This window comes from Nocardia shimofusensis NBRC 100134, assembly GCF_001613125.1.
In the GTDB taxonomy this organism is placed as follows: domain Bacteria; phylum Actinomycetota; class Actinomycetes; order Mycobacteriales; family Mycobacteriaceae; genus Nocardia; species Nocardia shimofusensis.
Genome location: NZ_BDBT01000025.1, coordinates 26,616 through 40,173 on the forward strand (window position 1 = coordinate 26,616; position 13,558 = coordinate 40,173).

The 13,558-nt window shown below is 67.4% G+C and carries 10 protein-coding genes; 6 read left to right on the forward strand and 4 right to left on the reverse strand.

Annotation, left to right across the window (positions count from 1 at the left end; translation table 11 throughout):
* Window positions 1-110 precede the first annotated feature (110 nt).
* Complete coding sequence (locus NS3_RS21350; protein ID WP_245649734.1) at window positions 111-1,313, forward strand: cytochrome P450 family protein; 1,203 nt, start codon at window positions 111-113, stop codon at window positions 1,311-1,313.
* 549 nt (window positions 1,314-1,862) lie between these two features.
* Window positions 1,863-2,816, forward strand: coding sequence for a phosphotransferase (locus tag NS3_RS21355; RefSeq protein ID WP_245649735.1), 954 nt, complete (start codon window positions 1,863-1,865; stop codon window positions 2,814-2,816).
* Window positions 2,817-3,016: 200 nt separating this feature from the next.
* Here NS3_RS21355 and NS3_RS21360 read toward each other — a convergent pair whose 3' ends face one another.
* The 3 genes from NS3_RS21360 to NS3_RS21370 all read right to left on the reverse strand — a co-directional run bounded on the left by NS3_RS21360 (window position 3,017) and on the right by NS3_RS21370 (window position 8,211).
* Window positions 3,017-5,347, reverse strand: coding sequence for an ATP-binding protein (locus tag NS3_RS21360; RefSeq protein ID WP_067862545.1), 2,331 nt, complete (start codon window positions 5,345-5,347; stop codon window positions 3,017-3,019).
* A complete protein-coding gene (locus NS3_RS29560) occupies window positions 5,344-5,706 on the reverse strand; it encodes a hypothetical protein (RefSeq protein ID WP_169811667.1) in 363 nt (120 codons plus the stop codon). Before NS3_RS29560 ends, NS3_RS21360 begins: the two co-directional genes overlap by 4 nt.
* 327 nt (window positions 5,707-6,033) lie before the next feature.
* The gene (locus NS3_RS21370) at window positions 6,034-8,211 is read right to left on the reverse strand and encodes a malate synthase G (RefSeq protein ID WP_067862548.1); all 2,178 of its coding nucleotides are present in this window, start codon (window positions 8,209-8,211) and stop codon (window positions 6,034-6,036) included.
* Between the two features lie 194 nt (window positions 8,212-8,405).
* Between NS3_RS21370 and NS3_RS21375 the strand changes: the two genes are divergently transcribed.
* The 3 genes from NS3_RS21375 to NS3_RS21385 are packed head-to-tail and all read left to right on the forward strand — an operon-like array spanning window position 8,406 to window position 11,117.
* Window positions 8,406-9,146, forward strand: coding sequence for an SDR family NAD(P)-dependent oxidoreductase (locus NS3_RS21375; RefSeq protein ID WP_169811668.1), 741 nt, complete (start codon window positions 8,406-8,408; stop codon window positions 9,144-9,146).
* A gap of 40 nt (window positions 9,147-9,186) precedes the next feature.
* Window positions 9,187-9,825 (forward strand): TetR/AcrR family transcriptional regulator, encoded by a 639-nt coding sequence (locus tag NS3_RS21380; RefSeq protein WP_067862550.1) that lies wholly within the window; start codon window positions 9,187-9,189, stop codon window positions 9,823-9,825.
* Window positions 9,826-9,827: 2 nt separating this feature from the next.
* Window positions 9,828-11,117, forward strand: a complete 1,290-nt coding sequence (locus NS3_RS21385) for an acyl-CoA dehydrogenase family protein (protein ID WP_067862552.1) — start codon at window positions 9,828-9,830, stop codon at window positions 11,115-11,117.
* A gap of 36 nt (window positions 11,118-11,153) precedes the next feature.
* Here the strand turns inward: NS3_RS21385 and NS3_RS21390 are convergent, their stop codons facing one another.
* Window positions 11,154-11,903: a winged helix-turn-helix transcriptional regulator gene (locus NS3_RS21390; RefSeq protein ID WP_245649736.1), complete on the reverse strand. Its 750-nt coding sequence runs from the start codon at window positions 11,901-11,903 to the stop codon at window positions 11,154-11,156.
* Window positions 11,904-12,001: 98 nt separating this feature from the next.
* On the opposite strand from NS3_RS21390, the gene NS3_RS21395 reads away from it, so the two are divergent.
* Window positions 12,002-13,252, forward strand: a complete 1,251-nt coding sequence (locus NS3_RS21395; protein WP_084495809.1) for an acyl-CoA dehydrogenase family protein — start codon at window positions 12,002-12,004, stop codon at window positions 13,250-13,252.
* The last annotated feature ends 306 nt before the right edge of the window (window positions 13,253-13,558 follow it).

Here is a 13,558-nt window from a genome sequence, read left to right on the forward strand (position 1 = left end):
CGAGTGCCTGATCGGACGTGGCTGACCGACTGCCGCGCTGCAGTACTCGGCGCCGGACCCAGGCATCCGGCACAATCCTCGCACCGATACGCCTGCGTCCGGAGAATGAATTGCCGACACCACCCTCGGATCTCCTACACACCGATCAACAGCGCGTCCAGCTCCACACCCCCGAGTTCACTGCCGACCCGCACCAGGCGTATCGCCAGATGCGCGAGCGGTTCGGTTCGCTCGTGCCGGTCGAACTCGCCCCCGGTGTCCCCGCCACTCTTGTCATCGGCTATCGAACCGCGCTGGCAATCCTCAATGATCTGGACAGGTTTCCCACCGACCCGCGGAAGTGGGAAACCAGCGTGGCCGCCGATTGCCCGGTACTTCCGGCCATGCAGTGGCGGCCGAGCGCATCGCGCAGCACCGGCCATGCCCACACTCGACTCCGCGCGGTCGTCTCCGCAGCCCTCGCCGAGGTCGATCCGCACGCGGTGAACGCCATCGTCAAGCGCATCGCGGCACCGCTGATCAACACCTTCTGCACCACCGGCACCGCAGAGCTGGTGACGCAGTACTCCACACCCATCGCTTTCGCGGTGATCAACGATCTGCTGGGGTGCCCGCCGGCGATCAGCGCGAAAGCCGCCGCCGGCGTCGCCGCGATCTACGACGGCTCCGACGCCCAGGAAGGCAATCGCGCGTTCGAGCAATCCCTGCTCGAACTGATCCGGTTCAAACGCGCCACGCCCGGCGCAGACATCACCACCGGTCTGCTGCGCCACGGCGGCACGCTCGACGAGGACGAACTCCTGCAGCAACTCGTCCTGTTCTACGGCATCGGAATGGAGCCGGTGCAGGCACTGGTCACCGCCGCGCTTTTCCGGCTGATCACCAACGACCGGATCGGTATGTTGTCCACACGGGACGCACTCGACGATGTGCTGTTCGAAGACCCGCCCATGGCCAACATCAGTTTCAGCTACCCCCGGCAACCGATCATGATCGACGGTGTATGGCTGCCCGCCCACCAACCCGTTGTCGTCAGTATCGCCGGATGCAACAGCGATCCAGAGATCGCGGGCGGAGACCGGACCGGCAACCGTGCACACTTGGCCTGGGGCACCGGACCGCACGCATGCCCGGCCAGATCGCTCGGCTACACGATCGCCCAATGCGCCGTCGACGAACTGCTCGACGCACTCCCAGAACTCGAACTCGCCCTTCCCGCCGACGAACTCCAGTGGCGCCCGGGCCCGATGCAGCGGGCCCTGGCCGCACTACCCGTCACCTTCCAACCCTCGCCACCGCTACCGGTTCCCTGAGCGGACCGATCGACTCGGGGGTGCCGAGTTCCGGCTGCCCGTTGCCGTGAGTCGGCACTGGACGAGATCGTGGCGCGAATCTGCACCTCGGCAAGCCAGATCGAACTCGCAGTCTTCGCGGCACAGTTGCGATGGGCGTCCGGGGCCGATGCGCCGCGCCCTTGACGGCTTCCTGTGGCGTTTCCGCCCCGCGCCTGTGCTGCCGGCTCCCGCGTCCCGAAGGACGCCTCCTCGCGCTCCCACGTGTCGGGTCGACGAATCCGCCGCGCTGCCCACGCACTCCTCGCCACAGCACCGAGACGTGCCGACTTTACTTCGGCGTGACGACACGCCGAGAGTTGCCATCTATTTGCCGCATTGCAGTGTTCCCCCACCACGAAAAGAACCCAATGTGATTGACACCACGTCTATACACATTGTACGGTCCGTTTTATGAACACTTCACAAACCCTCTCCCCGGCCTCCCTCCCCCGGTCGATCGACGAGTTGTCGCCACAGTGGCTCGAATCTGCGCTGAGCATCAACCAACCAGGCACCACTGTGAACTCCGTGAAGCAGACCGGAATCATCTGGGGCTCGGCGACCAAGGTCTTCGTCGAAGTGGACTACGGGGTGAACCCCGCGGGTATTCCGAACCGGCTCTGTATCAAGGGAGGATTCGACGAACGCAGCCGCGCCTTCGGGCTGGGACCCGCCTACGAGCTGGAGGGTTGTTTCTATCGCGACCTCTCCCCTGTTCTGCAAGCCGAGCATCCAGCGGCGTTCTATGCCGCCGCCGAGAAGGATCAAGGCGTGGTCATTCTCGAGGACCTCAACGACAAGGGCGCCGAGTTCGCCGTTCCGACCACGCTCTGGCCGGTCGATGATGTCGCTGCGACCCTCGAGGTAATGGCAGGCTGGCATGGACCACTCACCGGCAGCGCCCCGGGCCGATTCCCGTGGCTGCCGGTCGGGGCCGAAGCAGCGCGGCGAGCCTTCGACGTGATGCTCAGCCCCGAACAGTTCCATGTCCTGATCAACCGCGCCGAAGTGCCCGACCTATCGCCAGAACTTCGCGACGACGAGCGCATCCGTCAAGCCTTCCGCGCTCTGTGGCAGCACGATGACTCCGCTGTCCACACGATCAATCACGGCGACGCCCACTTCGGGCAGCTCTACCGCATCCCGGGCGCAGCCCCGGCATTTCTGGATTGGCAGACTGCCTGCCTCGCGCCATGGAGCCACGACGTCGCCTATTTCCTCGGCTCGGCCCTCACCATCGAGGATCGTCGCGCCCACGAACGCGAACTGCTCGCGCACTACACCGCTGCGCTCGCCGCGGCCGGCGGCCCTACCGTGCCTTCCGACGAGGCATGGGCCGAGTACCGCAGGCACATTCTGCACGGCTTCGCCTGGATGTGCGTCCCGACCGTCATGCAGCCTGCCGAGGTCGTGGCAGCCATGACCGAGCGCTATGCGGCCGCGATCGACGACCTCGATCCTTTCGCGCTCCTCTTCGCCTGATCGAGGTCAGCCCCGTATCCGCCAACGAACGAAGCACCTCGGATCACAGCTCCGATTGCCCTACCGAGGGTAGCCGCATCAGTCACACCGGCTCCGGAACGATGAGGATGTCAGGTAGGGCTACGCCCTCCGAGCGGCTCGGAACGAAACTGGCGACACGATCGCACGAGTCACCAGGGCTGGCAGCAGTCCCAGTATCATCACAATTCCTTGTGCTCAGCATCTTCCACGACCCAGGCTGCGATCTGGACGCGGGAGGTCAATCCGAGTTTGGTGAGGATATGCTCCACGTGCCCCTGAGCGGTGCGTTGGGAGATAACGAGTTTCGCGGCGATCTGCTTGTTGGTGAGACCTCGAGCGACGAGGTCGGCGACCTGCCGTTCACGCTTGGTCAGCTCCCCGAGTCGCCCCGGCGTCGGCCTCGTATCGGTGGGCTGCTCCCGGAGTGCGTAAGCAGCCGTGGCATCCATCCCCATCGCCTGGCCGCGCCGGAAGGCCGCCGCGAATGTGCGGGGGGTGAGGGCGGCGCGCACGGTCCGGTCACATTCGTCGTGATAGTGCATCAGTCCTGGCACGCCGTGCGCAATAGCGCCCGCGGACCGCCACAAGGAGTCAGCGGCTCCCATCAGAACGGCCGCGCGCTCGGCGGCCCCGTCAGTGCCGGCGGTCCAGGCCATCGCCTCGAGAACGAAGGCGGCGACGAAAGGGCTGTGCACCCGCCGATTGGCACGCAGCGCTTCATCGAGCAGTCGCTGCGCCCGTTGCCGCTCACCTTGCAGCCATGCGGCAATGCCCATACCCCAGAGCGCGGACGACCTGAAAAGCCATTCGCCGCGCGCTTCGGCGAGGGCGAATACTTGCTCGTGACACTCGATCGCCCGTCTCGTATCACCGTGCAGGGCATCGGCCCAACCGAGCACCGTCAAACCATAGACGTACAAATAGCCTTCGCGATCGGCTCCGAACACCTCTAGCGCGCGCTTCAGGGAGGAAGACGCGCGCGAATGGTCGCCCTGGTAAAAGGCCACGAGGCCCTCGGCATGAGCGACCAGCGCCTGAATGATGGGGGCGGAATCTCGTTCGGCGAGCGAATGCGCTTCCTGCATGATGCGCTCGGCCGACTGGAGGTCACCTTGATAGGAGGCCATCATGACGTCGGCATGCAATGCTCTTACCCGGTCGGGTATCGAGCGGGCGCTCGGATGCGCAACCATACGATCGAGCCAGTGTCGGCCTTCGCTGATCAGCCCTCGGAAAGTCCAGAACATCACGAGCGCACTGGCGGTACGCAGTCCGGCCGCCGCTGCCTCCTCGGTGTCCTCTACGAGGCAGTATTCGAGCACGTCGCGCAGGTTGGGTTGCTCGCGTTCGAGCCGTGCGAGCCAGTCGAGCTGCCGGTCGCTGATCCACCCCGCCTCCGCGTCCGATGCCAGGCGTTGGTACCAGTCGCGGTGGCGACGCCGCAGCAGCTGATCCTCTCCGGACTCCCGCAGCTTCTGCCGACCGTAGTCCCGCAGCGTCTCGAGCATTCGGAACCGCACGGCGGCCTCGAATTCGTCCCGCACCAGGATCGACTTGTCCAGTAGGGAGGAGAGTACGTCGAAGGTGGTCTCGGATACCGATCCGGCTCCGCACACCTGCTCTGCGGCGTCGAGTTCGAAGCCACCGGCGAACACCGACAGCCGGGCCCACATCCGCTGCTCCGCCGGGGTGCACAATTCATAGCTCCAGTCGATGCACCACCGCAGCGTCTGCTGCCGCGTCGGCGCGGTGCGACTGCCGCGGGTCAACAACGCGAACTGATCATTGAGCCGCTGCAGAATCTGCTCGGGTGACATCATGCGCATCCGGGCCGCGGCGAGTTCGATCGCCAGCGGCAGTCCGTCCAGGCGGGCGCAGATCCGGGCTATGGCGCCCATGTTGTCCTCGCCGAGTTCATAACCCGGCACCGCAGCGGCGGCACGGTCGATGAACAACGTGATCGCATCGTATTTGGGCAGTCCACGCAGCGACAATTCCTGGTCCGGATCCGGGACCGGCAGCGGCGACACCCGCAGCACCGCCTCACCGGCGATATTCAACGGCTCGCGGCTGGTGATCAGAATCCGCAGGTTCGGGCAGGCACGCAGCCACGTATCGACCAGCTCCGCCACGGCCGCCACCACCTGCTCGCAGTTGTCGATGACCAGCAGCGTCTCGCGGGCCGAAAGGACGTCGAGCACCACGTCACGCAACGGCCGCGCCGATTCGTCGCGCAAGCCGAGAGTGGCCGCCACAACTTCGAGCAACAGCCCCGGGTCGGACACGTCGGCCAGGTCGACCAACCACACCCCATCGGTGAAGTCACGTCGTACAGCCGATGCCGCCCTCAGCGCCAGCCGCGTCTTGCCGACCCCGCCGATGCCGGTCAACGTGACCAGCCGTGACGAGGCCAGCATGTTTTTCACCTCTGCCAACTCCGTGCGGCGATCGATGAAACTGGTCAACTCCAGCGGCAGAACCCCGAGGCCGGGACGATCCGACTGCGTCATCGGCGGCCGCCATGCGCGCCCGGACGGACTTCCTTTTCCGTCCTCCTGGACCGGCTCGGCCGGCAGCGGCATCTCATCGACCGGATATCCGTGGCGCCGCTGTCCTGCCGAATCACCGCACCCGAGGCATCAGCAGACGGCCGTTCGCCAGGATCCCGCCTCATCGCCGCGGCAACCGCCGCCGCCACATCGTCGGCAATGCCGCCCTCTCGCAGGTCCGGCAACTGCTGAGTGGTGATCCGCAAGAACTGCGTGACCACGTTCTCCCCACCGCGCCGATCGAACGCCGAATCCCCGGTCGGAGCGCACAACAAGGTGGCGCCCGTCTCCGTGTCGGAATACCGCTTACGTCCAGCCATGGTTCTCAGTGTCCCTTCCGGCCCCTCACCAGGGCCAACAGGACTCTGAATCCGGGCGGTCTCATTCACCGGGGACAGGCCGGTGGCGTTGGCGGTTGTGGAAGATGTCGAGGTATTCGAAGGTCACTTCGGCGAGTTCGAGGGCATCGCTTTCTGACACCGACTGCATGTCCCACGTGTGACCGTTTTGTGGCCGTTTCGATCGTGACGGGCCGGTATTCGAGCTGATCTCCAGTGATGACAGAGCCCCCGCACCCGGTGTTCCAGGTGCGGGGGCTCGAGTCGAAAAGCACTGACAGAAGCTACTTTTCAATCACCGAACATCACTCACTTGCACGCGGCCTTGGCCTCGCGGCGACGGCGGTGCAGGATCGGCTCGGTGTAGCCGTTGGGCTGGGTGGTGCCCTCCAGGATCAGCTCCTTGGCGGCCTGGAACGCGATGCTGCCCTCGAAGTCCGGCGACAGCGGACGGTAGTTGGCGTCACCGGCGTTCTGCCGATCCACCACCGGGGACATCCGCTTCAGGCTGTCCACCACCTCGTCGGCGGTGACGATGCCGTGGCGCAGCCAGTTGGCCATCAGCTGGCTCGAGATGCGCAGCGTGGCACGGTCTTCCATGAGCGCGACGTCCTTGATGTCGGGCACCTTGGAGCAGCCGACGCCCTGGTCGATCCAGCGCACCACGTAGCCCAGGATGGACTGCGAGTTGTTGTCCAGCTCCTGCTGCTTCTCCTCGGCCGTCCAGTTCGGGTCGGCGGCCAGCGGGATCTCCAGGATCTGGTCGACGGTCGCGCGCGGGCCGCCCTTGGCGATCTCGGTCTGCCGCTTGAACACATCCACCAGGTGGTAGTGGGTGGCGTGCAGGGTGGCGGCGGTCGGCGAGGGCACCCACGCGGTGTTGGCGCCCGCCTTCGGGTGGACGATCTTCTGGGCCAGCATGTCGGCCATCAGATCCGGCATGGCCCACATGCCCTTGCCGATCTGCGCCTTGCCCGACAACCCGGTGATCAGACCGGTGTCGACGTTCCAGTCCTCGTAGGAGGCGATCCACTGCTGGGCCTTCATATCGGCCTTGCGGACCATCGGCCCGGCTTCCATGGAGGTGTGGATCTCGTCGCCGGTGCGGTCGAGGAAGCCGGTGTTGATGAACACCACGCGGTCCTTGGCGGCGGCGATGCAGGCCTTGAGGTTGACCGTGGTGCGGCGCTCCTCGTCCATGATGCCGACCTTGAGGGTGTGGCGCGGCAGGCCGAGCACGTCCTCGACGCGGTCGAACAGCTCGTTGGCGAAGGCCACCTCGTCGGGGCCGTGCATCTTCGGCTTGACGATGTAGACCGAGCCGGTGCGGCTGTTCTTGAGGGCGACGTCCTCGCGCAGCGAGTGCTTGGCGATCAGCGAGGTGACCAGGCCGTCGAGGATGCCCTCGGGCACCTCGTTGCCCTCGGCGTCGAGGATCGCGTCGGAGGTCATCAGGTGACCGACGTTGCGCACGAACAGCAGCGAACGGCCGTGCAGGGTCAGCTCCGAACCGTCGAGCGCGGTGTAGACGCGGTCGGGGTTCATGGTGCGGGTGAAGGTCTTGCCGCCCTTGGCGACCTCTTCGGCCAGCGTGCCGGTCATCAGGCCCAGCCAGTTGTGGTAGCCGAGCACCTTGTCCTCGGCGTCGACCGCGGCGACCGAGTCCTCGAAGTCCATGATGGTGGTGACGGCGGACTCGAGCACGATGTCCTTGATGCCCGCGGTGTCGGTGCTGCCGATCGGGGACTCGGGATCGATCTGGATCTCGATGTGCAATCCGTTGTGCTTCAGCAGGATCGAGGTCGGCGACGCCGGATCGCCGAGGTAGCCGACCAGTTGCGAAGCGTCGGCCAGGCCGATCTCGGTACCGTCCTCCAGGCCGACCTCGAGCTCACCGTCGACGATCTTGTAGGAGGTCGAGCCGATGTGCGAGCCGGTGATCAGGGTGACCGCGTCGTCGAGGAAGTTGCGCGCCCACTCGATGACCTTGTCGCCGCGGACCCGGTTGTAGCCGGAGCCCTTCTCGGCGCCGCCGGTCTCCGGGATGGCGTCGGTGCCGTACAGCGCGTCGTAGAGCGAGCCCCAGCGCGCGTTGGCGGCGTTGATCGCGAAGCGCGCGTTCATCACCGGCACCACCAGCTGCGGGCCCGCGGTGGTGGCGATCTCGGCGTCGACGTTCGCGGTGCCGATGGTGAAATCGGCAGGCTCGGGCCGTAGGTAACCGATCTCGGTGAGGTAGTTCTTGTAGGCGGCCTTGTCGTAGCCGGCGCCGGGGTTCTCGGCGTGCCAGGCGTCGAGCTTGCCCTGGATCTCGTCGCGCTCGGCCAGCAGGGCGCGGTTGCGCGGAGCCAGATCGTTGATCACCTGCTCCGCACCGGCCCAGAACGCGGCGGAATCTACGCCGGAGCCGGGCAGTGCCTCGTTCTCGATGAAGTCGTGGAGAACCGTGGCCACCTGGAGCCCGCCGACCTGAATCCGCTGTGTCATCTACTGCCTCATTTCCGAGAAGCCGGGTGGGAAAGGACGGCATTCATATTACCCACCGGTAGTCGACCGCTTTGCCAGGGCCGAGGGCGTAGCTGCGAATTGGCGGGGACGGGCTCTTGATCGCGGCGGGCGATCGCTTTAATGTACTGATCGGAACATTACCTGTTCCGCTCTTCCCGATCGAAGGAGTGCGGGTGCCCCTCACCGACAAAGTCGTCCTCGTCACCGGCGGCAGCCGCGGCCTCGGCAGACAGATGGTGCTGGCCTTCGCCGCCGCGGGGGCCGATGTCGTGATCGCCAGCCGCAAGTTCGACGGCTGCGCCGAGCTCGCCGCACAGGTCCGCGAACAGCACGGACGTCGCGCGCTGCCGGTCGCGGCCAATGTCAGCGACTGGGCGCAGTGCGACGCCCTGGTCGAGGCCGCCTACGGCGAGTTCGGCCGGGTCGACGTGCTGGTCAACAACGCGGGCATGTCGCTGCTCTACCCCAGCGTGGACCAGGTGAGCGAGGCGATGTTCGACAAGGTGATCGGGGTGAACCTCAAGGGCCCGTTCCGGCTGTCGGCACTGATCGGCACGCGGATGGCGGCGGCCGGGGGCGGCAGCATCGTCAACATCTCCTCCATCGAGGCGGCCGAGCCGGAACCACTGGCCGTGCCCTACGCCGCGGCGAAGGCGGGGCTGAACGCGCTCACCGCGGGTCTCGCGCAGACCTTCGGGCCGTCGGTACGGGTCAACACCATCCAGTGCGGCCCGTTCGCCACCGACATCTCCGCGGCCTGGCCCGAGGAGATGCGCGCCGAACTCACCCGGCGCAACGCGCTCGGCCGAGTCGGCGAGCCGCACGAGATCGTCGGCGCCGCACTGTTCTTCGCCACCGAGGCGTCCTCCTTCGCCACCGGCGCCACGCTCGCCCTCGACGGCGGCTGGCGATGACGGCCGGTACGGCGACGCGATCCCCCGGGACGGCGACACGATGACCGACGCCGCGCCCGCGCGCCGACGCGGCCGCCCGCCCGCCGCCACATCCGTGCCCGGCGACACCAGGGCGCGAATCATGGAGGCCGCCGTGGAGTTGTTCGCGGAGAAGGGTTTCCACGGCACCGGCGTCGCCGAGATCGGCGACCGGGCAGGCGTGCAGCGCGGCGCGCTCTACTACCACATCGGTTCCAAGGAGGAGCTGTTGTGGGAGATCCTGCGCGACTACACCGAACTGATGCTCGCCGACGCCGATCGCATCGTCGCCGCCGGCGACGACCCCGTCACCACGCTGCGCCGGCTGATCCACAGCCACGTGCGCCTGATCGTCGCGCACCGCCGTCAGGTCGCCGTCCAGCTGCGCGACGTGACCTCGCTGACCGGCGAGCGCGGCACACAACTGCAGGACCTGCGCGACCGCATCCAGCGGCAGTGGCAGCGCGTACTCGACGCGGGCGCGGCGGCGGGCGTGCTGCGCACCGCCGACCACGTCGTCACCAACAGCGTGCTCGGCATGTTGAACACGGTGGTGCTCTGGTACCGCCCGCACGGCGGCCGCACCCCCGACGAGATCGCCGACATTCTCGCGAGCACCGTTCTCGACGGTGTCCGTACCGACCCCGACACGAAAGGCTGACCATGGCTTGGGATTTCGAAACCGACCCGGAGTTCCAGAAGAAACTGGACTGGGCCGCGGAGTTCGTCCGCACCGAGGTGGAGCCGCTGGACCTGATCTACCCGAACCCCTACGACCGCACGGACAAAGAGGCGATGGCGTTGATGCGCCCGCTCAAGGAGAAGGTCAAGGAGCAGGGTCTGTGGGCCTGCCACCTCGGCCCCGAGCTCGGTGGTCCCGGCTTCGGCCAGATGAAGCTCGCCCTGCTCAACGAGGTGCTCGGCACCTCCCTCTGGGCGCCCTCGGTGTTCGGCTGCCAAGCCCCCGACTCCGGCAATGCCGAGATCCTCGCCCACTACGGCACCCCGGCGCAGAAGCAGAAGTACCTGCAGCCGCTGCTCGACGGCGAGATCGGCTCCTGTTATGTGATGACCGAGCCCACCGGCGGCTCGGACCCGACGCTGTTCACCACCACCGCTGTGCGCGACGGTGACCACTGGGTCATCAACGGCGAGAAGTGGTTCAACTCCAACGCCCAGTTCGCCTCGTTCCACATCGTCATGGTGATCACCAACCGCGAGGTCAGCCCGTACCAGGGCATGTCGATGTTCATCGTGCCCGCCGACACCCCCGGCCTGGAGATCGTCAAGAACTTCCACGTCCCCGGCTTCAGTGAGCACGAGGGCCATCTGCGGTTCACCGATGTGCGGGTGCCCGCCGACCACCTGCTCGGCGCGGAAGGCCAAGGCTTCATCGTGGCCCAGACCCGCCTCGGCGGCGGCCGGGTGCACCATGCCATGCGCACGGTCGCCCTGGTGCGCAAGGCCTTCGACATGATGTGCGAGCGCGCGGTGTCGCGGCAGATGCGCAAGGGCCCGCTCGCGGGATTGCAGATGACCCAGGAGCGCATCGCCGACAGCTGGATCGAGATGGAGCAGTTCCGGCTGCTCGTGCTGCGCACCGCCTGGCTCATCGACAAGGAAGAGGACTACCTGGCGGTCCGCAAGGACATCGCCGCCATCAAGGTCGCCATGCCGAAGGTCATGCACGACATCGCCCAGCGCGCGCTGCACCTGCACGGCGCCATCGGCGTCAGCACCGACCTGCCCTTCGTCGACATGCTCACCTACGCCGAGGTCATGGGCCTGGCCGACGGTCCGACCGAGGTGCACAAGGTCACCCTCGCCAAGGAGGTTCTGAAGAACTACGAGCCCGGTGACCAGGTGTACCCCAGCGGGTACCGCCCGGCGCTGCGAGAGAAGGCGCGCGAACTGGTCGCCCAGCGGCTCGAGCACATCGTCGGCAACCTCTGACGGCTCGCCTGAGCCCGGTTCTGCCCGTCGCCCGCCTCAGGCACTGGCTTCCGCGTGCAGCGGGGTCGCGAAGTACGGGGCGACCGGGCTCAGGCGCAGGACCTCGGGCATCCGGCGGGTGAGCGCGGAGGGACCGGCGAAGGTCAGGCGTCCGGAGCGCAGAGCGTGCAGGATCGGCATCCGGCCCAGCCAGACCTGATAGAGCGAGCCCACGTCGGAGACGATCGTGGCGTCGACGTCGAAGCCGGGATCGGTCACGCAGACCGACGGCGCGCCACGGTCGACCACGATCCAGTAGCGGCGCGGATCGTCGGTGAAGCGCACCGCGAACACCTGACGCTGTCCCGGCAGGGCGGAGGTGTCCAGCCGGGTGTGCATCCACCAGACCAGCAGGTCGGGATCCATCTCGGTGGGATCCGGCTCGCCGAAAGTCCATTTCGCGCCCCACTCGGCCAGGCCGAACAGGATCGGCTCGAGGTCGCGACCGGCCTCGGTGAGCACGTAGTGCGCCCCCGTCTTGCGCACCAGCCCGGCGCGTTCGAACTGCCGCAGCCGCTTGGCCAGCAGGCTGCGCGACAAGCCGGGAAGCCCGCGCGCGAGGTCGTTGAACCGGGTGCTGCCGAGCACCAGATCGCGCAGGATCAGCAGCGACCAGCGCTCGCCGAGCAGCTCGAGAGCACGTGAGATCGGGCAGTACTGGCCGTAGCCCGCGCTCGCGTTCGCCCCCGTCGGGTTCGGCGGGGTCGAGTTCATCGCGATCGGGTTCAGCGGGGTCGGATTCGTCATAAGGCCTCCACCTCGCGAGTTCTCCGGTCCTGTTCGTGCACCGGAGGAGTTCAATTCCTGGACTATCCGGTTATCGCGCCGGTTCCTAGCTTCGAAACATGACCACTACCGCTGCCTCCCAGACCACCTCTGTTACCACCGCCCTCACCACCACCGTTGCCCCCAGCCCGGCCGTCACCGGCACTGCGACCACCGGACCCGCCCCGACCGCCACATCCGCCGACACCGCCTCCGAGCACACCACCGCCGGCTGGGTCGACCGCGCCCGCATCGTCGGCGAATCCCTCCGTCCCGAGGTCGCCGAGCGTGACCGCACCGGCGAGCTGTCCCGCACCGCCTTCGACCTCCTGCGCGAACACGGCCTCTCCGCCGCGGGTGTGCCGATCGAATTCGGCGGCGGGGGCGCGACACACACCGACGTTGGCGCGATCCTGCGCGAACTCGGCCGCCACGATCCCTCGACCGCCGTGGCCTTCGCCATGCACTGTCACCTCGTCGCCACCCAGGTGTGGCGGCACAAGCACGGCGCGGATGCCTCCGGCGTGCTCGGCAAGGTCGCCGCGGGCGCGATTCTGGTCAGTACCGGCGCCTCGGACTGGGTCGCCTCCAACGGCCACGCCGAGCGGGTCGAGGGCGGCTACCGGGTCTCCGCGCGCAAGGCGCCGGCCAGCGGCTGCGAGGCGGGCACCATCCTGGTGACCAGTATCCGCTGGGACGACGCGCCGGAAGGTCCGCGCGTATTGCACTGCGCGGTACCGTTTTCCGCACCCGGTGTGCGCATCGAGCAGACCTGGGACACCCTCGGTCTGCGCGCCACCGGATCGCACACCGTGGTGCTCGAGGACGTGTTCGTCCCCGACGCGGCGGTCTCGCTCATCCGGCCCGCCGGTGTCTGGCCGCCGCTGCTGAACACCGTCATCGGCGCGGCCATGCCGCTCGTCACCGCCGCCTACCTCGGCATCGCCGACGGCGCCGTGGACACCGCGCTAGCCCTGACCGCGGGCCGCACCGACCCGCATGTCGTGCAGACCGTGGGCGAGCTGGCCAATGCGCACACCACCGCCGCCGACCTGACCGCGGCCATGTTCGCCGATTCCGACGACCTGGGTTTCGACAACACCGATGCCCACGCCGCCCGCACCCTCAGCCGCAAGACCGTCGCCGCCGATCACATCATCACCACCGTCCGGCTGGCCATGGAAACCGTCGGCGGCTTCGGCTACTCCCGCGGCTGCGACATCGAACGCCGCTACCGCGACGTACACGGCGTCCTCTTCCACCCCCTGCCCCGCGCCAAGCAACTGCGCTTCACCGCAAACGTCCTGCTCGGCCACAGCCCGCTGGAGTGATCCGGCAGATCACCTCAGGCACCGACCCACGCCGCACTCCGCGAACCGACTCGCGGGGTGCGGCGTCTTCGTCGTCACGACCCGCTGAGCGGCCGAGTATGTGCCGTAATCGTCGAGCCGGACGGCGATCGGGGGAATCGCCCCGGCCGGCCGGACGAGCGGCCTCGAAAAATGACGCGACAGCGCCCGGATACTCGTGCCACCATGTGATTCCACGCCGCTCACCCCATCGGGGGGATGGAGCCGCCGAGCACGGGGAAGGGGGTGGCCGATGCCGTCGAATCCACTGATCGACGCGAAACCGAC

Excerpts from the sequence above, each read along its gene's own strand:
- NS3_RS21390 (WP_245649736.1), bottom strand. The coding sequence starts at position 11,903 with ATGACGAATCCGACCCCGCTGAACCCGATCGCGATGAACTCGACCCCG.
- NS3_RS21395 (WP_084495809.1), top strand. The coding sequence starts at position 12,002 with ATGACCACTACCGCTGCCTCCCAGACCACCTCTGTTACCACCGCCCTC.
- NS3_RS21380 (WP_067862550.1), top strand. The coding sequence starts at position 9,187 with ATGACCGACGCCGCGCCCGCGCGCCGACGCGGCCGCCCGCCCGCCGCC.
- NS3_RS21360 (WP_067862545.1), bottom strand. The coding sequence starts at position 5,347 with ATGACGCAGTCGGATCGTCCCGGCCTCGGGGTTCTGCCGCTGGAGTTG.
- NS3_RS21370 (WP_067862548.1), bottom strand. The coding sequence starts at position 8,211 with ATGACACAGCGGATTCAGGTCGGCGGGCTCCAGGTGGCCACGGTTCTC.
- NS3_RS21385 (WP_067862552.1), top strand. The coding sequence starts at position 9,828 with ATGGCTTGGGATTTCGAAACCGACCCGGAGTTCCAGAAGAAACTGGAC.
- NS3_RS29560 (WP_169811667.1), bottom strand. The coding sequence starts at position 5,706 with ATGGCTGGACGTAAGCGGTATTCCGACACGGAGACGGGCGCCACCTTG.